Origin of the sequence: Scandinavium sp. UTDF21-P1B, from assembly GCF_040750395.1 — a bacterium.
Classification (GTDB): Bacteria; Pseudomonadota; Gammaproteobacteria; order Enterobacterales; family Enterobacteriaceae; genus Scandinavium.
In genome coordinates this window covers 16,748-39,437 of the sequence record NZ_JBFLVD010000020.1, presented here as the reverse complement: position 1 = coordinate 39,437, position 22,690 = coordinate 16,748, and the positions used below count along the sequence as shown (strand labels likewise).

22 protein-coding genes and 1 pseudogene are annotated in these 22,690 nt (G+C 52.6%); 17 read left to right on the top strand and 6 right to left on the bottom strand.

Features of this window, described 5'->3' with window-relative positions:
* Positions 1 to 387: 387 nt before the first annotated feature.
* The 15 genes from gspG to AB1287_RS17185 all read left to right on the top strand — a co-directional run bounded on the left by gspG (position 388) and on the right by AB1287_RS17185 (position 12,867).
* Complete coding sequence (gene gspG / locus AB1287_RS17255) at positions 388 to 807, top strand: type II secretion system major pseudopilin GspG (RefSeq protein ID WP_435618553.1); 420 nt, start codon at positions 388 to 390, stop codon at positions 805 to 807.
* A gap of 2 nt (positions 808 to 809) precedes the next feature.
* Positions 810 to 1,277 carry a lytic transglycosylase domain-containing protein gene (locus AB1287_RS17250; protein WP_435618552.1) on the top strand — a complete coding sequence of 156 codons (468 nt, stop codon included), beginning with the start codon at positions 810 to 812 and terminating at the stop codon, positions 1,275 to 1,277.
* Positions 1,274 to 2,443, top strand: coding sequence for a type II secretion system F family protein (locus AB1287_RS17245; RefSeq protein WP_435618551.1), 1,170 nt, complete (start codon positions 1,274 to 1,276; stop codon positions 2,441 to 2,443). Before AB1287_RS17250 ends, AB1287_RS17245 begins: the two co-directional genes overlap by 4 nt.
* Positions 2,443 to 4,080: a GspE/PulE family protein gene (locus AB1287_RS17240; RefSeq protein WP_435618550.1), complete on the top strand. Its 1,638-nt coding sequence runs from the start codon at positions 2,443 to 2,445 to the stop codon at positions 4,078 to 4,080. The genes AB1287_RS17245 and AB1287_RS17240 overlap by 1 nt, the downstream gene beginning before the upstream one ends.
* A complete protein-coding gene (locus AB1287_RS17235) occupies positions 4,061 to 4,813 on the top strand; it encodes a hypothetical protein (RefSeq protein ID WP_435618549.1) in 753 nt (250 codons plus the stop codon). Before AB1287_RS17240 ends, AB1287_RS17235 begins: the two co-directional genes overlap by 20 nt.
* A gap of 192 nt (positions 4,814 to 5,005) precedes the next feature.
* Positions 5,006 to 5,509 (top strand): hypothetical protein, encoded by a 504-nt coding sequence (locus AB1287_RS17230; RefSeq protein ID WP_435618548.1) that lies wholly within the window; start codon positions 5,006 to 5,008, stop codon positions 5,507 to 5,509.
* Positions 5,502 to 6,041 (top strand): hypothetical protein, encoded by a 540-nt coding sequence (locus tag AB1287_RS17225; RefSeq protein WP_435618547.1) that lies wholly within the window; start codon positions 5,502 to 5,504, stop codon positions 6,039 to 6,041. Before AB1287_RS17230 ends, AB1287_RS17225 begins: the two co-directional genes overlap by 8 nt.
* On the top strand, positions 6,038 to 6,553 hold the full coding sequence (locus tag AB1287_RS17220) for a hypothetical protein (protein ID WP_435618546.1): 516 nt from the start codon (positions 6,038 to 6,040) through the stop codon (positions 6,551 to 6,553). Before AB1287_RS17225 ends, AB1287_RS17220 begins: the two co-directional genes overlap by 4 nt.
* A gap of 1 nt (position 6,554) precedes the next feature.
* Positions 6,555 to 8,435, top strand: coding sequence for a secretin N-terminal domain-containing protein (locus AB1287_RS17215; protein WP_435618545.1), 1,881 nt, complete (start codon positions 6,555 to 6,557; stop codon positions 8,433 to 8,435).
* A complete protein-coding gene (locus AB1287_RS17210; protein ID WP_435618544.1) occupies positions 8,435 to 8,911 on the top strand; it encodes a type II secretion system protein in 477 nt (158 codons plus the stop codon). Before AB1287_RS17215 ends, AB1287_RS17210 begins: the two co-directional genes overlap by 1 nt.
* Positions 8,898 to 9,260: a type II secretion system protein gene (locus tag AB1287_RS17205; RefSeq protein ID WP_435618543.1), complete on the top strand. Its 363-nt coding sequence runs from the start codon at positions 8,898 to 8,900 to the stop codon at positions 9,258 to 9,260. Before AB1287_RS17210 ends, AB1287_RS17205 begins: the two co-directional genes overlap by 14 nt.
* Positions 9,250 to 9,762, top strand: coding sequence for a hypothetical protein (locus AB1287_RS17200; protein ID WP_435618542.1), 513 nt, complete (start codon positions 9,250 to 9,252; stop codon positions 9,760 to 9,762). The genes AB1287_RS17205 and AB1287_RS17200 overlap by 11 nt, the downstream gene beginning before the upstream one ends.
* Before the next feature lie 45 nt (positions 9,763 to 9,807).
* The gene (locus AB1287_RS17195; RefSeq protein WP_435618541.1) at positions 9,808 to 11,046 is read left to right on the top strand and encodes an MASE1 domain-containing protein; all 1,239 of its coding nucleotides are present in this window, start codon (positions 9,808 to 9,810) and stop codon (positions 11,044 to 11,046) included.
* A gap of 508 nt (positions 11,047 to 11,554) precedes the next feature.
* A complete protein-coding gene (locus AB1287_RS17190; protein ID WP_435618540.1) occupies positions 11,555 to 12,424 on the top strand; it encodes a transcriptional regulator in 870 nt (289 codons plus the stop codon).
* On the top strand, positions 12,394 to 12,867 hold the full coding sequence (locus AB1287_RS17185) for a hypothetical protein (protein WP_435618539.1): 474 nt from the start codon (positions 12,394 to 12,396) through the stop codon (positions 12,865 to 12,867). The genes AB1287_RS17190 and AB1287_RS17185 overlap by 31 nt, the downstream gene beginning before the upstream one ends.
* A gap of 16 nt (positions 12,868 to 12,883) precedes the next feature.
* Here the strand turns inward: AB1287_RS17185 and AB1287_RS17180 are convergent, their stop codons facing one another.
* The 3 genes from AB1287_RS17180 to AB1287_RS17170 are packed head-to-tail and all read right to left on the bottom strand — an operon-like array spanning position 12,884 to position 16,295.
* On the bottom strand, positions 12,884 to 13,648 hold the full coding sequence (locus AB1287_RS17180; protein WP_435618538.1) for a DUF4105 domain-containing protein: 765 nt from the start codon (positions 13,646 to 13,648) through the stop codon (positions 12,884 to 12,886).
* Positions 13,645 to 14,976, bottom strand: a complete 1,332-nt coding sequence (locus AB1287_RS17175) for an HdeD family acid-resistance protein (RefSeq protein WP_435618537.1) — start codon at positions 14,974 to 14,976, stop codon at positions 13,645 to 13,647. The genes AB1287_RS17180 and AB1287_RS17175 overlap by 4 nt, the downstream gene beginning before the upstream one ends.
* Positions 14,977 to 15,020: 44 nt before the next feature.
* A complete protein-coding gene (locus tag AB1287_RS17170) occupies positions 15,021 to 16,295 on the bottom strand; it encodes an MASE1 domain-containing protein (RefSeq protein ID WP_435618536.1) in 1,275 nt (424 codons plus the stop codon).
* A 625-nt stretch (positions 16,296 to 16,920) separates the two neighbouring features.
* Between AB1287_RS17170 and AB1287_RS17165 the strand changes: the two genes are divergently transcribed.
* Together AB1287_RS17165 and AB1287_RS17160 are read left to right on the top strand one after the other, a co-directional pair.
* Positions 16,921 to 17,535 (top strand): response regulator, encoded by a 615-nt coding sequence (locus AB1287_RS17165; RefSeq protein WP_435618535.1) that lies wholly within the window; start codon positions 16,921 to 16,923, stop codon positions 17,533 to 17,535.
* Between the two features lie 11 nt (positions 17,536 to 17,546).
* Entirely contained in the window at positions 17,547 to 20,942 is a 3,396-nt protein-coding gene (locus tag AB1287_RS17160) for an ATP-binding protein (protein ID WP_435618534.1), read from the top strand.
* A gap of 305 nt (positions 20,943 to 21,247) precedes the next feature.
* On the opposite strand, the gene copC is transcribed toward AB1287_RS17160, so the two are convergent.
* The 3 genes and pseudogenes from copC to AB1287_RS17145 all read right to left on the bottom strand — a co-directional run bounded on the left by copC (position 21,248) and on the right by AB1287_RS17145 (position 22,290).
* The gene (gene copC, locus AB1287_RS17155) at positions 21,248 to 21,619 is read right to left on the bottom strand and encodes a copper homeostasis periplasmic binding protein CopC (RefSeq protein ID WP_435618533.1); all 372 of its coding nucleotides are present in this window, start codon (positions 21,617 to 21,619) and stop codon (positions 21,248 to 21,250) included.
* 34 nt (positions 21,620 to 21,653) lie between these two features.
* A pseudogene (locus tag AB1287_RS17150) lies at positions 21,654 to 21,872 on the bottom strand (recombinase family protein); the annotation flags it as partial.
* Between the two features lie 127 nt (positions 21,873 to 21,999).
* The gene (locus AB1287_RS17145) at positions 22,000 to 22,290 is read right to left on the bottom strand and encodes a polymyxin B resistance protein pmrD (RefSeq protein WP_435618532.1); all 291 of its coding nucleotides are present in this window, start codon (positions 22,288 to 22,290) and stop codon (positions 22,000 to 22,002) included.
* Between the last annotated feature and the right edge of the window lie 400 nt (positions 22,291 to 22,690).

Here is a 22,690-nt window from a genome sequence, read left to right as displayed (position 1 = left end):
TGCGGCTTAGCAATTGTATGCTGTAACTTCAGGAACGATAACCGCGTCAGTTTTAAACGACCAGCCCAACCCCTTTCCGTCATCAAGCGGTAAAGTATTATGATAATTATGTGAAAACCTAATCGTTAAGCACAAATGCTCTCGTCAGCGCTATGATTTTGTTATTATGCCAAGCCTTTAATTATACAGGGTCTGCGTTCTCTTCTGTATATGATTAGGACATAATAAAGATGGCAAGGCGGCGTTTGCGCAACAGAGAAATTTCTTGCCTGATATTCTGGATTTCTACATGTCAGAGAGAGTAATCATCTTCATTTTCTGATCTTGATAAGGAAAATATCAACCGTAATAACGTTGATTTTTTTTATAATTTTAAGGCACTCAAAAATGAATAAAGCACTTTCACACTTGCGCCATCAGGGCGGCTTCACTCTGCTTGAATTGCTGGTGGTCCTGATGATTATCGCGTTGCTGGCCGGTTTTGTTGGGCCAAAGGTCTTTTCTAACGTCGACCAGGCAAAAGAAAAGACGGCACTGCGTCAGATGCGATCTTTTTCCGATGCATTAAGTCAGTATCGGCTGGATACCGGCTCTTACCCCACTGAAGGTCAGGGGTTGAAAGCGCTGACGGAAAAGCCTGCCAATGTGTCTGACTGGAATGGTCCTTATCTCAGTCAGCAGGTACCTAATGATCCTTGGGGCAATCCTTATCAGTGGCACAACCCAACCCAGGAAAAAAACAGCATCAACGAAGTTGATATCACCTCGACCGGTAAAGACGGCAAGCCATTGGTATATGGTTTTTAATTATGAAACGGCTGGTATTGCTCTTTTCGCTGGTAGCGACCGCCTCTCCCGCGCTGGCGGACTGTTGGGATGAGGCTGGAGCCCGCTACGGTATTGAACCGGAATTGTTACAGGCAATTGCTATTGTAGAGTCAGGGCTAACCCCGACGGCGATCAATAAAAATCGTGACGGCAGCCATGATGTCGGGCTGATGCAAATTAACAGCATCCATTTGCCTACGCTGAAGAAATTTAATATTACCCGACAGGGATTAATTAACGATCCCTGTCAGAACGTGATGACTGGCGCCTGGATACTTGCTGGCAATTTCCGCCAGTACGGATATTCCTGGGAGGCGGTGGGTGCTTACAACGCTGGAACGGGAAAAAGCACCCAGCGTCAGGCTCTGCGCAATAAATATATTAAAAAAGTCGTTCCTCACTATTTGAAATTAAAGAATAAGAGTGACGGGAGCATGTTACAACCATGAAAACTTTTGACGTCATTTATCTTGAACAAGGTAAACGAAAGCAGATTCAGGTGACCGCCAGCTCATCGGCAGAGGCGCAGCAAAGGTTAACCGCGCCGGGTTGTACCGTGATGCGGGTAACCGCGCGCGCCGCCGGGCGGGCAAAGCGCTTTTCTCTCAACCTGTTTATTCAGGAGCTGGTCGCTCTGCTTGAGGCTGGCTTGGTAGTGACTGAAGCTATCGAGGCGCTCCACGCCAGCAGCCGCGAGCCGCTGACACGGAACATGCTGGATACCTTGCTGAAGAAACTCTATCAAGGTTGCCAGCTTTCCCAGGCGATGGCGGCACTGCCGACGATATTTCCGCCACTGCTGGTTAATACCGTGCGCTCCTCGGAACAGACCGGCCATCTGCCGCTGGCGTTAAAACGTTTCCAGCACTACGAACAACGCATGGAAATGTTGCGAAAAAGGGTAAAGGCAACGCTGATGTATCCGGCCATCGTGATGACGGTGGGCGGCCTGATCCTCGGCTTTTTGTTGGGCTTTATCATTCCCCGCTTCGCGGTGGTGTTTGAAGGCATGAAAAACCTGACCGGCAGCGCGCGCTTTATTTTGTGGTGGGGCCAGCTGGTCGAGAATCATGGCCTGGCGCTGCTGCTGGCCACCGGCGCGCTGCTGACCGGCGCGATTTCCATGCTGCGCACCACCGCGGTACGCCAGACGATGACCAGGCTGCTGCTGCGTTTACCGCAGCTGCGTCGCCAGCATCAGTTAACGGTTCTGGTGCGTTTTTACCGTACTTTAGGTCTGCTGCTGCAGGGTGGTATGCCGGTAGTGCAGGCGTTGCAGCTGACTCGCTCGATATTGCCCGCCAGCCATCATCCTCAACTGCAAAAAGTTCTGGAGGAAGTACAGGCCGGGCAGGCGCTCTCGACCACGCTGGAAGCGCAGCAGATGACGACGCCGGTAGCCACGCGCCTGCTGCAAGCAGGCGAGCGCAGCGGTCAGCTGGCGGACATGTGTGAGCGCATCGCCGCCTTTTATGACGAAGCGCTGGAAAGAGCCATTGAAATGTTCAGCAAGGTTTTCGAACCGGTACTGATGATGCTGGTTGGCGGAATTGTTGGTCTGGTGGTGTTTTTACTTTATATGCCAATTTTTGAACTGGCCGGAGGGCTGTCCTGATGACCTTGTTTAATCATGTTGTAATCGACCGGCTGGACGCTATCCTGGCGCTGCCGCAGCAGCAGCATTGCGATGAACTCGCCGCGCTGCTCGACAGTACGCCAGGTCTGCTGCCGGAAGTGGCTACGGCCCTGGGGCTGGCGGCTTTGACGGCAGAGCAGGCGGAAGCCGCGGAAGTGGATTTCACCCATCTGCCGCTGGCCGAAGCTCTGGCGCAGCGCGTCTTACCGCTGCGTTTTCAGCAGCAGCTCTGGCTGGTGGTGGCCGATCCTTTCTCGCTACCATTACGGCAGTGGGCGCAGCGCTTCCCGCTGCGGATGGCGCTGACTTCGCTCTCTTGGCTCAATCTGACGCTGGAAAAATTGATCAAACAACAGCGTACGCTGGATCAGCTGGAACAGCACAGTGGCGAAGCCAGCAGCGAAGAGCTGATGCTGGAGATTTCGCCAGCCACCATTGCCGGAGAAAGTAATGCGGTGATCAAGCTGGTCAACGCCACGCTGTATGATGCGTTACAGAGCCGCGCTAGCGACATCCATCTGGCGGCCGTTCCGGACGGGCTGGCGGTGAAATATCGCATTGACGGGGTACTGCATTCAATCCGCCACTGTACCGGAGCGCAACACGCCGAACAGGTAATTTCCCGACTCAAGGTATTGAGCTGCATGGATATTGCTGAGCGGCGCACCCCACAGGACGGACGTTTTAAAGCTCTGATCCATCAGCGGCCGGTCGATTTTCGTGTTTCAGTGATGCCGAGTATTCACGGCGAAGATGCGGTGCTGCGCGTGCTGGACAAATCCCATGACCAGACGCTGCGTCTGGAGTCGCTGGGCTTTGATGACTATACCTTGGGCGCCATACGCCAGCTGACGCATCTGCCGCACGGTATGGTGCTGGTAACCGGGCCTACCGGCAGTGGTAAATCCACTACCCTGTATGCCGCTTTAAGCGAACTGAACAGCGGTGAAAGCAAAATTATTACTATTGAAGATCCGGTGGAGTACCAGCTTAACGACGTATTACAGATCCCGGTAAATGATAAGAAAGGGCTGACCTTCGCCCGCGGCCTGCGAGCTATTCTGCGCCACGATCCGGATATTATTCTGGTCGGCGAGATCCGCGATGGCGAAACCGCGGGGATCGCGGTGCAGGCCGCTCTGACCGGACACGTGGTGCTGTCTTCTGTACACGCCAATAACGTGTTCAGCGTGCTGGAACGTTTTCTCTATATGCAGGTTGAACCCGCCAGTCTGATTACCGCACTGAACGGGGTGGTGGCGCAGCGGCTGGTGCGCTGTATCTGTCCGGATTGCGGCGTATCCGTTCAGCCGGATGCAGAAGAGCTTGCCGTCTGGCAGGCCAGTGAATTACGCGATCTCAGCGCCAGTTGGCGCAAAGGCCAGGGTTGCGAAGCCTGCCGCTATAGTGGCTACCGTGGGCGCCTGGCGCTGGCGGAAGTGCTCTCATTCAGCGATGCGATGAAAGAAGCGCTGCTGGCACGATCTTCCGTACGCCGGCTGCGTGAAGTGGCGGTTGCAGATGGCTTTGTTGCTTTGCAGACCATTGCGCTGCGGGCGGTGCTCGAAGGTAAAACAACATTACAGGAGATCAATCGTGTCATTGCGCATGGCTAAAAACTGGCAGTGTGACATCTTCCCGGACCGTGTTTGTCTGCGCGACGGCCAGCAAATGATTAAGCAGCTGCCGCGGCTGGCGGAACAGGCGTTAGATGAGGTGCTGTCTGAACTGTTCAGCGGCCGCCGGCTGGCATGGCTGGACAGCGTCGAGTTCTGGCTGGATAACAGTCTGGCGCATACGCTGACGGTGCCCTGGCAGGAGGGGATCGCTACTCCTGACGAGCTGCGTTGTTATACAGTGTCGCTGGCTCAGAACGTATTTCCGCAGTTGCGCTCACAGCCGCTGGTGGTTGATTTTGATCAGCTGCAATTTGGCCAAACTGCGCTGGCCGTAACGCTTGAACAGGCGTTCTGGCAGCAATTACGTGCGGCGGCCCGGCAACAAAAACTACGTTTTAACGGGGTGGTTACTCCCTTTCAGCATCTGTTGCGCAGCTTGGCTCAGCCGCTACCGGCCAGCGGGGTGTTTGTCGTGGCTGGAGCTGAAGCCAGCACTTTTGCCTGTCGATCGGAGCAGCAGTGGCAGCACGTTCACCGCATGGCATTTCCAGAACTCTCTCTGCAGCAGCAGCTGGTGCTGGTTAAACGCCTGTCGGGGTTAAAAGAGGTCCCTTGCTACTGTCTGAATCTTGACAGCTGGCAGGTCAGTCTGCTTGCCGAGCAGGCGCACGACGTATCTCGGTGGGAGTCGCTGTCCGCCCAGCTCGTCAGTAACCCGGCCGCTGGCTGAATCCCGGCGGCGCGGATCACTCCGGCGCCGCTGTTAGTCACATAGCAGGAAAGTTGGTGCTTTTCTGACTGGTATTATATGGAAACTCCCTCTCTGTCCGTATCTTGCTTCTCATGATTTGCACGGCTGATACGTGATGCTTCTGACCTCAGCCATTCGCTCTAACCCTAACCTTTTTCGGAGATATGCCTTGTGACGCTGCGATTCACTCGATTGCCGCCCTGGTCATTGCGCACTTCGTTGATGGTTGCGGTGCTGACGCTGCCTGTGATGGTGGGTACCTTCAATGGCTGGCAGACGCAGCAGCAACTGACGGCGATGACTGAGCAGGTGCAGGTGCAGTTAAGCGCCCATCAGCAAGCCGCGCGCAAAATTGCGGAAAAAATGCGTCGTCAGCAGAAAGTACAGGCTGCTTCACCGGTGGCGCTGACCTTACTCAATCCAGTAGGAAAAGCGCTCTCTGCCGAGGTGGCGCTGCTGCAGGTTGATGCCAGTTTCCCCCAGCAGAGCGTCAGGCTGGAAGTGGCAGCGCAATCCCTGTCGGCGCTACTGGATTTCAGCGCGCGCTTACAGCGCATTCCGGCGCGGGTGGAGCTACATAATCATCGTCCGTCACAGGATAAGAGCGGTCAGTGGCCGTTACGGGCCACCCTGAATCTGACGCTGGAAGCCAATAAGGAGACGCCGCATGAATAAAAAATTGAGCTGGCCCTCACCCGCGCGGCTGCGATGGCAAAGCGCCCGTCTGGTAGAGAAAACCGGCAGATGGCCGCTGGCGGCACTGCTGTTGCCGCTACTGCTGGCTGGCTACTGGCTGGCGTGGCTGGCACCGCAAAATGCCCAACAACAAAGGGCGCTACATGAGATGCAACAGCAGCTGAAAGAACCGCTGCCGGTGATCGCGGAGAGCGATGAGCCCGCGCTGCAGACCGCGCTTAGCGTAACCGAATATCAGCAGGTCAAAATGTTATTCACCCTGTTCGCGCATTATCACCTGCGGGTTGAAGGCAGCAGTTATCACTTCCCTGCTGCCAGTGATGGGGAGGAGAAGAGCCTGAAGCTGTCAGTTCCGCTGTATGGCAGTTGGACATCGCTGGCACAGGCGCTGCAGGAGATTAGCCGGGTGTTGCCGGTATCGGTGGAACGGCTGGACGCAAAGCGTAGCCAGGCGAATGTGTCACAACTAAGCATTACCTTGCAACTGTCGTTACGCAGGGGGAAGGCATGAAAATTCCACGTTACTTGGTTATCGCCTTAGCCGCTACCGGATTAGTGGTGATGGCGAGCCAGTTTTGGGGCCAGTCGGAAGAGCCATCTTCAGTGGTGCGGCCGGTGAAGTCCGTCCGTAATCCAGCCACTGCCGCCGCAGTGACGCGGCAGGCAGACGAACGACAGGAGATTGTTGATCTTTTCCCTGTCCCGGAAGTACTGCAGCCGGTTGCGGCTCCTGAGCCGCAGAGTCCGGCAGTAGCAGAAAAAATCGATCCGCCCTTCGCCTTTCAGGTGGTAGGGGCCTGGTGGAAAGATGGACAGCGAATAGTGATTATCAGCGATGGGGCACACAGTCGATTGCTGTGTCAGCAATGCCAGGCTGCCGGCGTAGTTCGCCCCGGCGAGGCTCTCGCGCTGGAGTGGCGGCTGGATTCGATAGCGGATGACCACTTGATGGTGGAATGGCTGCCACAAAATTTACTCAAGCGTATTGAGCTTGGCGATCTGAAATCTAAACCGGCACGATAAAATGAAAAAAATTATTGTTGTACTTACACTTATGAGTTCGATGCTGGCCGGCTGCGCCCAACAGCACCAAGTTCCACCCACCGCCATGCAGCCAGAGAGCAACGCCTCGCTGATCGCGGAATTGGTAGCAACCGATAAAGCGCGTATTGCCGCGCCCAACGATGCCGCATTACGTATCAGGCAGCAGAATCTGACTGAGCAACTGGTGGGGAACTATATGCAGGAGGCGGAGCAAGCCGCTGCCCGTAATGATTTTGCCCGCTCATCAGAGCTGTGGCAGAACGCACTGGTGTACCAGCCAGGTAACCAGCGCGCCAAACAGGGGCTACGTCGTGTAGACAGCTGGCGGGCGCTGGATCGCTTGTATCAGCAGGCGACCGAGCTGTCGGCAAAGGAACCTGAGCTGGCACTGAAAAAAGTACAGAAAGTATTAGCGGAAAATCCAAACTGGCCGCAGGCCGCTGCGTTACGCGATCACCTGCTGCGTGAAATCGCCATGCAGAATCAGCCAGAAACCAGGCTGAACCGCGAGCTGCGCAAGCCAGTGTCACTGAATTTCCGTCAGCATAATCTCATGGCTATTTTCGATACCATCAGCCAGCTGACTGGCGTGAATATAATCTATGACAAAGATGTTTCCTCCGCCGCCACGGCCAGCATAGTGGCCAGAGAAACCACGGCGGAAGATGCGTTAAATCTGTTGTTGCTTTCTAATCAGCTGCGCAAAAAGGTTCTTAATGACAATACGCTACTGATTTACCCGTCGTCGCCACAGAAAGAGAAAATGTATCGCGATGTGATGGTGAAAACGGTGTTCCTCGGTTATGCCAAGGCGAAAGAGGTTAACGTGGCGCTGCGCAATATGGTGAAGCTGAAAGATGTCCATGTTGATGAACGCACCAACTCCGTCACCATTCGCGGCCCCAAAGAGAGCGTGGAAAAAGCGGAAAGATTACTGATGACGCTTGACCGTCCTGAAGCCGAAGTGACGTTGGCGGTGGAAGTTCTAGAGGTGAATGCAAAGGATATCGAAAAACTGGGCATCAACTATCCAGGACAGATTGGTATTGGCTTTAATGGCTTGGAAGGAACCAACGGTAATATTCCGTTAAAAGCTTTCAGCAGTGGCAATATGTTCGTTAATCTCGGCGCCGGTCAGGGAATTACCGCCGATATGCAAAAAGTGCGGGATAATGCCAAAGTGCTGGCCAATCCACGCATCAGAGTGAAAAACAATAAAAAGGCGTTAATTGATATTGGTGAGCGTATTCCGGTGTTAACCAGCACGATTTCGGAAGGTTTTTCCCAGGAAAAAGTGGAGTACCAGGAGGTCGGCCTCAAACTGGAAGTGACACCGGAGATCAGCGTCGATAGCAATATCTCGATGGATGTGAAATTTAACCTGAGTACCGTGGGCAGTGCAGAAAGATCGAAAGATGGCGTGGCGTATTACCGCACCAACAATCGTGAGGCGAGCACGGTATTAAGCAGCCAGAGCGGTGAGACGCAAATGCTGGCTGGCCTTATCAAGCAGGAGGACAAGAACAGCGGTAGTGGCGTGCCTTATCTGAGCGAACTGCCTGGCGTAGGCCGCCTGTTTGGCAGTAAAGAGAACAGCAGCGAGCGGACGGAAGTGATCCTGTTAATTACGCCAATGATTGAACGTAATATCGATCTGCCGGGTAACCATATAAGCACTATTAATATGGGTACCGAAGAGGCGCAGGGCGACAGCGGATTCCAACTGCGTGGCGTGGAAAAGGCCACAGCAGCCAGCCAGTTCGAAGCGCCGCCGCTGGCACCGCCAGCCCGCTTCCCGGTCAGCGTACGCGCCCTGCCGGCGCCGGTCGTCAGCCAGGATCTGACCGACGACGGAGAGTAATGATGCGCGGTCAACAAGGATTTACCTTGATTGAAATGATGGTCACCTTGACGCTGCTGGCGACGCTGGCTGCTGCGGCCTTACCACTGGTACAGCGCTATCAGCAGCAGCGTAATGAACAGGTGTTACGTGAATCTTTGCGCGACATTCGTAGCGCGATAGATCGTTACAAGCAGGCGAGCGAGGAAGGGCGAATAGAAAAGGAGGCTGATGCTTCGCCTTACCCGCCGTCGTTGGATAGCCTGGTGGAAGGGGTGGCGGATAAAGCCAGCCCGGATAAAAAGAAGATCTACTTTCTGCGTCGCATCCCGCGCGATCCTTTTTGCCAGTGCGAGGGCAAGGCTGACAGCGAGACATGGAAGGTTCGCGCATCAACTCAGCCACCGGGCGAATTCAGCGGCGGCAAAGATGTTTTTGACGTTAGGTCCGACAGCCGTGAGACCGGTCTGAATGGGGTGGCTTATGCGCAATGGTGAAAAAGGTTTTACGCTGATAGAGTTACTGGTGGTGATGGCCATTATCGCCACGTTAATGACGCTGGTTGCTCCACGTTTTTTTCAGCAAACCGAGCGAGCAAAAGTGGTGGTACTTGAACACAATCTACATGCGCTCCGCTCCGCGATAGATGGCTTTCGCCGCGATCGGCTACAGGGTCCGGAGCAGCTGCAAGACTTGGTCGAAGAGGGATACCTGCGCGAGCTTCCTCTGGATCCGGTGACTAACAGTCGTGACAGATGGCTGGTGGCAACTGATGAGCATGGACAGATAATGGATGTCACTTCGCCTTCGTTGGCCAGCGAACAGGAAGACCAGGATGAGTGGTGACAGTAAGCGGTCTTGCGTCGGACAGCAGGGGTTTACCTGCCTGCTGCTGCTGCTGGCGCTTACCATTCTGGCGCTGTCGATGCTGAAAAGCCAGGATCTGATCGAGCTGCGCCATCGCCAGCAGCAGGAAGCCGAGCTGCTGTTTCGTGGCGAGCAGATCCGCCAGGCGATCAGGCAGTACCGCACCGCCAGCTATGCTAATGGCTGCTATCCGACCGGCTTTGACGATCTGCTGAAAGATATGCGCGGAGGTAAGATCCACTACCACTTGCGCCAGTGGTTCAGCGATCCGCTGACCGGCCAGCGGCAATGGGGCATGACGTTTGATGATAAGGGACGCTGGATTGGCGTTTACAGTCAAGGGCAGGGAAGACCATTACGCAAGGAGGGATTTGTTCTGGATGGCGAAAAGTTTCGTCAGGCTACCCGCTATCAAGAGTGGGTATTTGAAGTTGAAAAAGATCCTGCTGCACCGCTGCCCTCAGTCTGCAAAGGGCGCTGAGATCAGGCGATGCTACCCGTCAGGAGAGAATGAGGTGCTATCAGGATGGTGAGATTTACTCTGCGATGGTTAGTTTTTTGCCTGTGCTGGAGCGGGCTGGCGTTGTTAAGTTTGCAGTACCGCGATCCTTGGAGTTTTTCTACTACCACCTGGCTGCCCGCCTGCATTCTGTTTGCCACGCTGCTTCTCACCTCGATCAAGCAATGGCCGCTCTGGGTGATCAGCGCCATGCTGATGCATACTCTATGTGGATTCTATATCGGCCGCCCGCTGCCGCTGGCGGCCCTGTTTGCATTTTTTGACGGCCTGAGCGTGCCGCTTTGTGCGCTGGCGCTTATTCTGCTCGACCGCATCTGGACGGAGCGTGAAACCAGCAGGCCGCTGCTATTTTCGCTTAGTGAAGTGGCGACATTGAGCGCTATTACCTTTTCCATGGGCGCTTTGTTGACGCTCTGCCTGCGGCTGAACCGTTATGATGTTGCGTCGTTCCACCTAGTCTCCTGGTCATTAGCATTGCTTACCGGCTGTCTGGCGTTCTGGCCGCTGACTTGGAGTTTGAAAAAGTGCGCCCTGACGCCCTGGCGCCAGCGCTGGCGCCGGGATGTGACGCTGCTGTTGGTGAATATCACCCTGATGCTGCTGCTGTTTGGTCAGGTGGTTAACGGCCCGAAAGCCATGCTGTCCGGCTTTAACCCTGTCTACCTGCTGTTAAGCAGCCTGCTACTCTCCTCGCTGTTGCTGAGCGGAAGAGCGCTGGGATTACTACTGGTGGCGCACTATGTGGTTGCTATCCGGGCTACGTTGATGGGACTGGGGCCATTTGCCCGGCTTCAGGATACGGCTATCTGGGGCATCTGGGACGTGCAGTGGTATGTCGCTTTTGCTTCATTACTGGCATTCACCCTGTTCCGCTTTGCGGAAAGCGACCGTTTGCAGCAGGAGATACAGCACAGCCAGCAGCGACTGGAGACGGCGCTTTCTGACGCCGCCAGTCATATTACTTTCCGTATTATCCTGCCGCAAAAACGACTGGCATGGTCGGCACCCAGTCGCCATTTCTTTGCTAATGGCTATTCCATCGCTACCCTGGCTCTACTGGAAGCCAGCAGCGAACCGCCGTTTAACGAGCAATTTGAGCAGTGGTATCAGGGCGATCAGAAAGAGTTATTTCTTCAGCAGTTGATGGTGTTCAAAGGCGAGGAGCGGGTGCCCTGTTTACTGGTTATTGCGCCAGAGCTGCCTGACAAAACCATGCTGGGGGGGTTATCGGTGCTGGCGAAATAACCTGACACAGCAGATTTACCCGGCAGAATAGAGTTTTTACTCGCCGATTGCAGGCGCAGCTGTTACCCGTCAGCGTTTTAAGTGATAGTGATTTACATTAACAGATTTGATCATTCAGCTGGGGCGGTCTGTCATTTTTTTCTCAGCGGCGTTGCGAAATCTCTTAGCGTTATTGGATTTTTCTTATTCATGATTGTCATCTCCTTGTTTAACCATAGAGCCTTCGCTTTGTTCTCTTATCAGGTAATTGTTAGCATTTTTTAATTCCTTGGCCGTTGATGTCGTGGGCTGATAATTCGCCTGCGGCGATATAGGTATTGGTATACGTTGCTACATTGTGATTTTTTTATGAGGTATTGGTGAGTTTTCCATGATTTTTACCTTATGGGGCTGGGTTTGTTTTTTCTTTGCTGTCACCTTTTCACAGAGCATCTGTAACCTGGGAATAGTCCTGATTTCGGTTTTCGGGATAAGGAGATTTTGTGATTAATTCAATAAGGGTGAAGTTATGACTATCACAACTAGGAGCATTCCTTTGACCTCTCAGGTAGAGTTTTATCCGACTCTTTCATGCCTGAAAAGTAATGACTCCGGACACACTATTTATCTGACGCCCAGTGAAAAAAAATTGTTTGAAATTGTACTAGAGGGTCAGGGCAGTAAAGAGAATATCATCCATGAGATCTGGATTAAAAATGGCACTATTGTTGGTGAGTCCAGCTATCATCAGCTGATAAAAAATCTGCGACGTAAATTAAAGCTCGCCGGTTTGTCCTGCTCAATGATCAAAACCATACCGCGCTATGGCGTTATTTTTATTAACTATGATCATGACATTCTCCCGGTAGCTAAAGCTGATTTAAACCCGCAGACTGAACAGGAGCTGGAGGCAAAAGAAGATGTAAGCCTGAAGCAAACTGCGTTGGAAGCGGCGTCAGTGGAGATAAATGATCAAGCGGGCGCTGTGGTGATAAATAAACCGGATGAAGAAATATTCATTGCTGCCGGATCAGACGTCACTGAAGTGATACCCGAGATGAAAAGCGAGAAGGCCGACAGTAAAATAATTAAAATCCCGCGCAAGATGGCGCTGTTAATTCTTTCCTGTATGCTTTTTTGGCCGCTGGTGCTTATTTGTAAGGGGCCTGCCATAGCTAATTTTCCATTTGAAGTTACCATGGATAATATCAAATTTCATTTTTTAACTTCTGAAGATATGATGCAGAGTAATCTGCATGCGATACGACAAAATATATCGGGAGGTATTAAGGACGTTTATATCGCAGGTAATGGGCCGAAAGTATGGATCGCTAAATGTAATAAAGATATTTCTAAAAGGGACAGTCAATGTCAGTACGAATATTTTTCATCTTATTGATTACTTTTATCATGGGTGGAGGGGGATTGTTTTATGCTATCCAAGACTACCAGGAAAAAAAACTGACACCTCAGGTGCCATGTTACAGTGTGATTAGGGAGGGCAATTTTATTGATGACAATCTGCAACCTTACAGCTTTAACGGCGGGCTAACCTGGTGGCCATATCAGAAAAAATTGAGCGTATTTGGCATCAGTAAAAATTCGCACGGCGGTAAAGTAATTAACCGCATCCTGAACCTTGGCGATGTCAGACAGCATCAAGGGACGATCCACGCCCGGGTAGCCGCAGTCGATATTGCCGCCGGCGATCAGTTGGGAAAAGAGTATACGTTGTTCAGCGCTACCGGCACCCCGTTGACCCTGACTTTCAAGCCGCTTACCGACCGGAAATGGCTGATGATGATTAATGATAACTGGATCGCCATGTGCGAAAAGAAATAAACCCGGTGTATGACTATCAGGGGCGATGTTTTCTGATGCTGTGGGAGAAATCGTCCCCGATACTTGCATTCTCTGGCCGCGCCAGATAGCAACTGCGTTTCAGTTGATTGAAGGGCACCACGTCTGAAATCAGGCCATGTTGATAACAGTAAAGATCGGCATAGCCGCTCAATAATATTTTCCAGTTATATTTCACCGCTGATGAAACGGCCTTGCCATGCAGCAGAATGTTAGTGGTGCAGTTATTACACAGGGTATGGTAGTGCTCAGGATGTTCATTCACCTGCTTAACCCGACGAAGATAATCCCTGAGCAGCGTCTGGCTATGTTCTACTGAGATATTTAACGGATAAAGGTAGACATCTTCGCGGCGAATATCGGTACGTACCCCGATTAAATCCCGTTCATCAGCGAGAATGTAAATAACCGGATAGCGGCGAAAGAAGCCGCCAAACGCCGAGTAATGCTGGCCCTGCCTGCGGCGGGTTTCAATTGAGATGGCGAGCCAGCGGCCATCGCTGAAGCCAAAGCTTAAAAACACATGGGCAATAGCTTTACCGGACCAGTAGGAGAGCACTAGATCCGTAGCAACCACCTCACTGATGCGGTAATCCGCGTGGTACCAGTCGGGAAGATAATTATCCGGATCCCGGTAGCGAAAATTTCTCACGTTTTTAATATGAAAACGATCTTGGTCATACCAGATAATTGCGGCAAGACGGGAATATTCAAGCAGCCAGTCGTTGGGTTGATTAGCTTGTTGCGCGTTACCGCTGCTCATTCACTCAGTTCCTTGTTCTTGCGGCGGTAAAACAGCGACAACGGCAAAGGGTGGACAATAGCATGGAGCGCTCGGGCATAGTCCAGCACTATACCTGGAGTCCAGGCCATGGTGGTAGCGCGTTTACGCAGCTGCGATGCTATCCACAGCTCAGGAATGATAAGCAGGCGTAAAAACGTCAGCCAAGGGTGCGGCCGCCCGGATAATACGCCATCGAGCGCTGCTTCCAGTCCGTAGGCCACGCTACTGGAGCAGTTACGCCAGGTAAGATTATAGATCTCCTCGCTGCGGTAAGCCTGCCAGAAACGCTCCAACGAACTCTGGTTAACGTGGCTAAAGGTGATTTTTCGGTCTGATTCACACCAGGCAGCCGCTTCGCTGGCATAGTCTTTTTTGTACTCGCCGGGCACGTTATTTTCCTGAGTCGCTTTCAACAGTCGCAAAAACTCTGATGGCGAGCGCTCGATGTCAACAGCAGGGTAGAGACTGATATAGAGATGCGGCTTAAATTCAAGGGCGGCATGGCCAGTTGAAATAACATCGTTGGTATCAACCGCTGCGATGTAGCGATTAAGAATGGGACGATTCAGCGTTGGCCCGGCCGACGATCCTTCCGGGGTCCAGACATGAACCGTTAATTCGCCTTTGGTTAATGACGGGTTATCGTGAGCTTGCGCGGCTGCGGCGCGCTGAGGTTTGAATAATTCGATATTAGCAGGATTCAGCTCGGTCATTAATCCGCCCGGCGCCAGCAGAGTAAATACCGATGACCCTTCGCGCAATTCCCGTAAACGTACCGAAAGGCGCAGTATATGCAGGCTGCCCAGCATCATCACCATACCGATAAATTGCGAGATGGTCCCTAGGTGATGGGTCGGCCAGGGCAGAAACAGAAACAGCGCAAAAGCGATTTGCGCGCAACCGCCAAAGATAGTGCTGCGCCAGTGGGCAAAGCGCACCACCCATGCGCTGACGATGGTAAAAAGACCGGTGATAAACCAGCTGAAGCCAAATATGATCGCCAGCAGAATATCACTGTTCTGGCGCCCGGAAAGTATCAGTAATGCCACAAAGCAGAAGATCCCACCTTTGAAAAAGAATACGGCTTTTTGCGCGCCAATACCGCCACTGGCAAGTATCAGAGTAAACAGGCTTTCAATCAGCAGCAGGATGCCGAAGATATGCAGTGGGAAATAGCGTATACCCTGCATACCATCAATAAATATGCTGACCCCCAGCGCACCCCATAACAACCCCAGGATGCCTAGATAGCCAGCATTTTTCCTGACAAAATCGGCACCCAACAGTAAGAGAGCAATATGTAACATGGAAAATTCCCATTAATATTGGTTGAGATGACATGCTGGGAAGCTTACTGGCGGTAGCGATTGAGCAACCAGTAGCCGATAATGGCGTTGCCCTGGCTATCCTTGAGCGCGATAGCTTCGCGATCGATAATGGAAAGCCACTGTTTATCCGGCAGTGCCAGGCGCAAAGTCAGAAGGGAGCGCTGCGGTTGTCCCGCCAGAGCCGCATCCCAGCGCGCCTGCAGGCTGGCGCTGTCTTCAGGATGTACCCGCGATAACAGTTGCTCTCTGCTATCAATGCCAGCAAGCAAGATGTCCAGAGGCGGGCGAAGCTCGCTATTCCACACCATCTGGCCGGTGCTGGTATTGAGGTGATAAATCACCTGTTGGTCATGCAGCTGGTTGCCAACCGTATCCGTGTTCTTGACGGAATGCGTCAGCACGCGAATAAAGGCCAGCAACAGCGCAATGGCGGTAAGATAGCACTGCGCCAGCAGCAGAGGTTCGCCAGCGCGCAGTCCATGAATGAAAAATGGCCCATAGCCTTGCCACGAGTAATAAATCACAATAATGCTCAGGCTAAGGAAGGCGAAGGAGCCGCTGCGATTACCGCAGATCACCATCTGCACAATTGCCAGCACCAGCGGGATCAGCGCCAGTGCATAGGCGCCCGCCATGCTGCCGACGCCAATTTCCCGATCGAAAGCAAACCAGCCGCTCAGCACCAGTAAAATCCACAGTACGGCGCCAGTGAGATGGCGCCAGCGTTGATTGCCAGCGTTCTCCTGCTGCTGTTTTTTACGCAGAAACCCCATCAGAATGATGGTCACCGCTAAGGTTCCTGTAACATTGGCGCTCCACCAAATCCATACGGTTGGTAAAAATGGCAGACCGCTATGTAAGGCAAGCCAGCCCACGCCGAGAATGGCGGCCAGCAGACTGAACACCAAGGTTGCGGAGATCCAGATGAGGATAATATTCAGGTCGTCGCCTGGCCGACTGAAACGGTGAACATACCAGGCAATCAGTAAATCTCCGCCCAGTGATACCGCCGAGAGGATCAGCGAGGTCGGCAGATGGTGCCGCATATAGAGATCAAGCAGGGTGCGTACCAGAAAAAACAGAGAGAACAGTAGCGGCCAGTAACTGTGCCGCGTCAGTAAGAATGCGCTGACCGCCACCCCGGCGGGAAACCAGACAAACGCCACGCGGCTGACCGGATCGTCCAGCCGTAATGAGAGGTAGCCAGTGGCGAAATATAACATCCCCCACAGCAACATGGAGAATGCGATGGTGATGGTAAGTCGGGTGGTGGTAAAGCTACTGACCTTTTCTTTCATTGCGTCTTATCCTTATCCAACCTGTTTGCTGACAGGATAAAGTGCGCCAGGCTGAGGCAGGCTGGCATCATGTCAATGGTCTGGCGGCAATCACCATGGCGGTACACGCGACCAGCGCTAGGGTATCAGTCGATCGCCGGGCGCCGGCCAATTACCGTTACTTAACTTACGAATAATTTACCTGAACGACGATAACCTTAGCTGACAACAGCCCTAGCCACATGTATTAACAATATAACAACAATATTTTCATAGCAATGTGCAGTATTCGGCTGGCTTGCTTAATCAGTAAGAATCATCTTATGTTGCTATTATGGTTAAAACTGTCAATGGATTAATTACTTTTTTCAGCTTGTTGGGGTTTTCTGTCTGGTATTTATCATGGATTTTTGCGGGATTATTCTGTCAGCGCGCCGGTATTATGCTAGATCCGAGGGTGTGATCGCTTGTCTTAAAAATCTTAATTACATGAAATGGTGTGTTGATTTAGCGGGACACCCTACTGTCCGGGGCGCCAGCCATGGTGTCGTTATGGTGGATATCTGCAACGTCTGATTCTGGTGTTATATTTACTTGAATGCAGGTTCACCGAATTTCGGGGCCGGAAACCATTAAGGGAAGGTTAATGCGTAAAACGGTACTTATAGCAGACGATCATCCGGTTTATCTTTTGGGTTTACGCACCCTGTTGCAGTCACAGGCGGACAGATATGAGGTGATTCATGAAGCTGTCAGTGCCGATGATCTCGTGGAAAAATTGACCCGCCAGCCTGTCGATGTGGTGATCACTGATCTTAGTATGCCGGGTAAACTTCACGCCGATGGCCTGGCGCTGATTCAGTACCTGAAACGTCGCTGGCCCAACATTGTTATTATTGTCGTCACCATGATTACCAATCCGGGCATCCAGAATTCACTTTCGCGCCTCGGCGTGCAGGCGGTGCTGAATAAAAACAGCCTTTCGGTCGATCTGCTGCAAACCATGAAATCTCTTTTTTCGCCAGGGACGCGCAAAGCGGCGGCCATCAAAAGCGAGACTGTCGCTGTAGTCTTATCGCCGAAAGAGACCGAAGTGTTGAGATTGTTGTTACGCGGACTGACGGTGAATGAGATCAGCGCCCAATTGAAGCGCACCAAACAAACGGTTAGTGCGCAAAAAACCAGCGCGATGCGTAAGCTGGGCGTCACCTCTGAGTTTGAGCTGTATCAGTATGCCCAGCAGCTGGGGCTGAACAGTTGACAGCAGGCGGCATGAAGAGGGGCGGCGCACGGCGGTGGTTACTGGTGTGGCTGCTGTTCAGTGGCGGTCTGCATGCTGAAGAGCGTATCGGCATTCTGAGTCATACTGAGCCTTTTTCTACGGCTTCGCCGTCAGGACGCAGCGTGCTGGCTGATGAGGTCGCTTTGCTCTGGCAGGGTGAGACATCGGCCCCTGCGCTGGTGACTTATCACTCCAGGGAACAGGCGCTTCAGGCGCTTTCTCAGGGCGCGGTCAGCAGCGTAATCGCTGCTGAGTCATTTGATGAGGCGGGGTTGAAGGCGAGCGCGCCGTTGATGACGTTTCGCCTGTGCCTGATGGGGGAGCAAAGCGTTAAGCAGCCCCTGCTGGTCCTGCCTGAAATTCCCTTGTCGCTGCGGGCGCAATTCAGCCAGCGGTCGCAAAAACTCCTCTCCGGCGATAATGACCTTTACGGTAATCTCCGCCGCCTGATGCGTGATGAAGCCAGCGGCGTCGTTGCTCCCTGTTTTATGGTCGACCGCTTTTTGCACCGCGTTCCACTTTCCGGCACCACGGGCTCGGTGCTGCCTGATGTTGCGCTGATGAACTATCGCGCCTGGGTAGAGCCGGCAAATCTGGCGCTGTTGGATGATATTAACCGGCGCATCAGTCGCCTTGATAAACGGGATGTCCGCGCGCTGGAGCAGCGCTGGAACCTGCCAACCGGCAGCGTGACCGATCAGCGCACCTGGATGGACGGCACTATGGCGGGTCCCTTAGCGTTGCGTATTGCGCTGATAGGCGAACATCCACCGCTGGTGATCGCCGATGAGCAGAACGGCATCAGCGGCGTCTGGCATGATTTACTGGATACTTTTTTCCCCTCCTCGATTTTTTCATTACATCTGAAGCGTGTTGCCAGTAAAGCTGAGGCTGAGCTGCTGTTAAAACAAGGACGAATCGATCTGATTATGGGGGAAACCTCGCCACTACCAGCAGGCTATCGGGGCTTTGTCTTTGACCATCAGGTGCTGGGGATGGTGAGTCAGAGCGCCAGTTCGCTGAAAGGGGACCTCCCCTCCTTGCGGCATAAGCGGCTGGCTGTGGTTCGTGATGCACAGCTGACGCCGACGCTGCGCGCCAGCCTGCCTGCGGAAGGGATTCTGCAGGTCGACAATATTACCCAAGGGTTGGCGCTGATCGAGGCTGGCGGCGCGGATGGCATGATAGGCGATGCGTTCAGCCTGAATTATGAACTGAAACGCCGTGATAACGACAAGTTGATCCTCAATGGCATTGATCTGCCGGAAGTTCCACTGTGGTTTGTCTTCCCCCAAGGAAAATCGGCTTTGTATGAGCGGCTGAGCGATATCTTGGAAGGGATGAGTGTGGCCGATATTCAGAGCAGTAAAAGTCGCTGGCTGGCTGGCAGCGAAAGTGGGGAGAGCAGCCGGGTATCGCTGTGGGTGGAACTGCTGGCGATGATTACCCTGGCGGCGGTGATGCTGACCATCGCTATTATCGCCAGACATTTCATTCGCCAACGGCAAAGCGAGCAGACTCATCGTCAGCTTAATGATGCGTTACGGTTGTGGCAGGCGCTGCTCAACAGCGCACCGGTACCGCTGTTTATCTGCGATCCGGCCGGTCGAGTCGTACGTTTTAATCAGGCGTTCGCTGAAGCTTCGATTGTGCCTGCCGGGATCGCTGCAGGTACGCTGCTGCCCGGACAGGCGGGAAATCCGCTGGCCGACTGGCTCGATCTGCCAACGCGCATCGCTACACTGAACAGCGCGGAACCGCAAGTGGATGAAGTTACCGTCGCTTATATGGCGCACAGTGTAACGCTGTTTCGATGGCTGTCGCGCTATACCGACAGCGAAGGGATCCCGCAGGGCATGGTCGGCGGATGGATAGATATCAGTGACAAAGCGGCGCTGGAGAGCGCGCTGAACCGTTCGCTGGCGCAGGCTGAGCAAGCCAGCGAAGAAAAATCACAGTTTCTAGCTCGCATGAGCCACGATATGCGCACCCCGTTAAATGTCCTACTTGGTCTGCTGGATATTGAGCGGGAAACGCACCCTTCACTGGAGCTGGCATGGCAGGCCGCCACCACGCTGCGGGATCTGGTTGGCGATATTTTGGATCTGTCGCGTATCGAAGCGGGCGAACTGCAGCTGCAGTTCGCCAGTCACAACCTGAGCCAGCTACTACAGGCCAGCGAGGCGATATTTTCCAGCAGCGCCCGCAGCAAAGGGCTGGACTGGCACAGTGATATCCAGCTGCCGCCAGAGCTGTTCTGTCGTGTTGATCATGTGCGCTTCAATCAGATTATCGCCAACTTGCTGGGCAACGCCATCAAATATACCGAGCGGGGCAGCGTCACGTTGCAGGCGCGCTATCAGCAACAGCAGCTGAGCGTGACAGTGATCGATACCGGTATCGGTATTCCCCCTGACAGGCAGGAAAATATCTTTCAGCCGTGGTTCCAGCTGGATGCCACTACGCCCTACAGTAGCGGACTTGGGCTGGCTATCTGCCAGCAGCTGATTAGTTTAATGGCAGGTACGTTGCAAATCGACAGCGAACCGGGCAGAGGGACGCAGGTGCGGCTTACCTTGCCGCTGGCGTCCGCTCTGCCGCCGCCGAAGAAAACCGCCACAGCGGCGGCGGAGGTTGCCAGTGAAGCACACTATCATGTACTGCTGGTGGACGATTTCCCGGCCAACCTGACTGTGATGAGCATGCAGCTGACCCGACTGGGACATCAGGTGACCGCCTGCGCAACGCCGACAGAGGCGCTGGATTACCTGCGGCAGCACCAGCCGGACATTCTGATTACCGACAGCCAGATGCCAGTGATGGATGGATATAAATTAGTAGAACACATTATCCTGCGAGGTCTGAGTGGCGAATTGCATTGCCCGGTGCTGTTACTGGGTTGTACCGCCAGCGCGCTGCGCCGGGAAGAGGAGCGCGCGCGCGATGCAGGCATGGATGGGCTGTTGCGTAAACCCCTTAGCGAAAGTCGCCTGCAGCAGGCGCTGTCACGCTTTCCCCAAGCCGCCAGCGACACGCCGGATCTCCAGGAAATACAGGCGCTGGCAGGAGAGCAAAGCGAGATGGTTGCGCTGATGCTGCAGCAGTTAAAACAGTCGGTTGAAGAAGATTTGCAGCAGCTGGATCCCAGCCAGCCCGATGTTGAAAAGGTAGCGCGCATCGCGCACCGGCTGAAAGCTTCGTGGAATCTGTTGCGTCTGCAGCGGGCGGAACGTTGCTGCCTGATGATGGAAAAATTGCCTGACCTGCTGGCGGCGGGGGAGGTTCTGCAAAACGAACTATCCCAGCTGTTAAGCGCATTTATTCGTGAGATGCGGCACTATCAGCTGCGGCTGCCCAGCTCCGGGTTAGTTGTCGACCAACAATAACTTTTTTCATTTCTGAACTGTAGTGGTCAACAAAACTGGCCACTGAGTTAGCATTTTTCTAGTATCGGTTTTCCGATTCGTTTGGCGGTAACAAACGAATTAGATTGATATTGGTGCACAATCGTCTGGAAAGCAGGGTCTCCGCTTACATTGGTCTTTATTCTATTTTTTGTTTTTTACTTTCTCGGCCCCAGAGATGACAGAGCGTACGTTTATTGCACGTCAACTATTACGTATGTTCATTCTGGAACGATGTCCGCGCCAGTGTTATATATACTGGCGCGGACATCGCGAATATCAGCCTTTTACTTAACAGAAAAGGTATACTTTCCTTGTGTTTTATGACCATCAACTGAAAGAGCTGTCCAGTCAACTTCATATTGTCCTTTATCAAGTGTCTTGCTCACAGGCACTATCAACGTAGCTTTGTTTTTAGGATCCAAGGCTGGTTTACCTGAGGGAATAATCTGGCCGTCCGCATTTTTTAATTCTGCTTTGGAAAAAGATGGCTCAAGCGATTCAGTGAAGCTTAATACCAGTTGCTTAGGAGGCTCTGTAAGTACGGCCTTATCGGCGGGGGTTGCAGCCTTCAGATGAGCATGCGCCATAGCCTGTTGTGATACAAGAAGTGAGGACAGCCCCATTAGCATGATCGAAAAAATTGCAGGAATTTTCATTTTTACTCCATCAGTTGTGTTTATATCTGACTTGTATACGATTAATCACTGCCCGTTGTTGCTGTTCTTCATTCAGAGCTGAAGGGCGACCAAAACGTTTTCCTGATGCTCTGGCACGTGCAATACCTGAGTGTGTACGTTCAAGCAGCAAATCCCGCTCAAATTCAGCCACTGCGGAAATCACCCACATAGTCATTTTCCCAGCCGGACTGGTCAGGTCTACGCCACCCAGAGCCAGGCAATGCACCCGAATTAGCCGTAAAGTGCCATAATGATGAAAACTGTCTAACTTTAGATGAGGAAAACGTAACACCAGAATGAGGTAAAAACAACCCAAATGAGACAGGAAAACTATCTCACCGGATTGTCTGCTGTGGGTTTTACCCATTTAGTACGGTCTGAGCAGTAGTTGTAGTCTGGCACCTGGATAATCTTTTCAGAAAACGCCACTGTTTCTCTGAAAATACAGTTGCACTGATGACCTTCAGATGCCGGGTCTCATTTTTGTTAATCAGATACTTGGCATCAATGACGGGATAAAGACTATCACCAGGCAGAATAGGGGATTCGGAAGTGACCTCAGCCATCATTTTTAATATGCTGGCTTGAAGAGTGAGCGCATAGTTCCCTGTTGTTCTTAAATAAAGAACATCAATGACCAGCCATTCCATCGCTACTCCTTTCTCAATATTCAGGGGAAAGATTAGCATATAAACCACTACACAATATGCTTTACGGGATTAACAAGTGTCAAAAAACATGCTGCGTGCTGCTATTCTTTTTACTACCACCACTGAATTACCACACCCTTTACGCGCCAAGATGGTGATTTTGGCGACATAACATAATTCCCGTAATGCGTGTTGCTTTTTTAGATAAATAAATAGAGTATGCCTAGATTTATTTCGTCTGCCTATAAGTATTCCGCATCGGCTTTACACTGATGGGCGGGAAAGAAACGATGGATACAGCATGAATTAACATAAATGAGGGAGGGAATATGCTGACTGCATTGATGGTTAATGCGTCCTTTGCTATTACACTGCTGGTGATAGCAGCAGTGATGATAAG

Excerpts from the sequence above, each read along its gene's own strand:
- gspG (WP_435618553.1), top strand. The coding sequence starts at position 388 with ATGAATAAAGCACTTTCACACTTGCGCCATCAGGGCGGCTTCACTCTG.
- AB1287_RS17250 (WP_435618552.1), top strand. The coding sequence starts at position 810 with ATGAAACGGCTGGTATTGCTCTTTTCGCTGGTAGCGACCGCCTCTCCC.
- AB1287_RS17245 (WP_435618551.1), top strand. The coding sequence starts at position 1,274 with ATGAAAACTTTTGACGTCATTTATCTTGAACAAGGTAAACGAAAGCAG.
- AB1287_RS17240 (WP_435618550.1), top strand. The coding sequence starts at position 2,443 with ATGACCTTGTTTAATCATGTTGTAATCGACCGGCTGGACGCTATCCTG.
- AB1287_RS17225 (WP_435618547.1), top strand. The coding sequence starts at position 5,502 with ATGAATAAAAAATTGAGCTGGCCCTCACCCGCGCGGCTGCGATGGCAA.
- AB1287_RS17220 (WP_435618546.1), top strand. The coding sequence starts at position 6,038 with ATGAAAATTCCACGTTACTTGGTTATCGCCTTAGCCGCTACCGGATTA.
- AB1287_RS17215 (WP_435618545.1), top strand. The coding sequence starts at position 6,555 with ATGAAAAAAATTATTGTTGTACTTACACTTATGAGTTCGATGCTGGCC.
- AB1287_RS17210 (WP_435618544.1), top strand. The coding sequence starts at position 8,435 with ATGATGCGCGGTCAACAAGGATTTACCTTGATTGAAATGATGGTCACC.
- AB1287_RS17205 (WP_435618543.1), top strand. The coding sequence starts at position 8,898 with ATGCGCAATGGTGAAAAAGGTTTTACGCTGATAGAGTTACTGGTGGTG.
- AB1287_RS17200 (WP_435618542.1), top strand. The coding sequence starts at position 9,250 with ATGAGTGGTGACAGTAAGCGGTCTTGCGTCGGACAGCAGGGGTTTACC.
- AB1287_RS17195 (WP_435618541.1), top strand. The coding sequence starts at position 9,808 with ATGGTGAGATTTACTCTGCGATGGTTAGTTTTTTGCCTGTGCTGGAGC.
- AB1287_RS17190 (WP_435618540.1), top strand. The coding sequence starts at position 11,555 with ATGACTATCACAACTAGGAGCATTCCTTTGACCTCTCAGGTAGAGTTT.
- AB1287_RS17185 (WP_435618539.1), top strand. The coding sequence starts at position 12,394 with ATGTCAGTACGAATATTTTTCATCTTATTGATTACTTTTATCATGGGT.
- AB1287_RS17180 (WP_435618538.1), bottom strand. The coding sequence starts at position 13,648 with ATGAGCAGCGGTAACGCGCAACAAGCTAATCAACCCAACGACTGGCTG.
- AB1287_RS17175 (WP_435618537.1), bottom strand. The coding sequence starts at position 14,976 with ATGTTACATATTGCTCTCTTACTGTTGGGTGCCGATTTTGTCAGGAAA.
- AB1287_RS17170 (WP_435618536.1), bottom strand. The coding sequence starts at position 16,295 with ATGAAAGAAAAGGTCAGTAGCTTTACCACCACCCGACTTACCATCACC.
- AB1287_RS17165 (WP_435618535.1), top strand. The coding sequence starts at position 16,921 with ATGCGTAAAACGGTACTTATAGCAGACGATCATCCGGTTTATCTTTTG.
- AB1287_RS17160 (WP_435618534.1), top strand. The coding sequence starts at position 17,547 with ATGAAGAGGGGCGGCGCACGGCGGTGGTTACTGGTGTGGCTGCTGTTC.
- copC (WP_435618533.1), bottom strand. The coding sequence starts at position 21,619 with ATGAAAATTCCTGCAATTTTTTCGATCATGCTAATGGGGCTGTCCTCA.
- AB1287_RS17145 (WP_435618532.1), bottom strand. The coding sequence starts at position 22,290 with ATGGAATGGCTGGTCATTGATGTTCTTTATTTAAGAACAACAGGGAAC.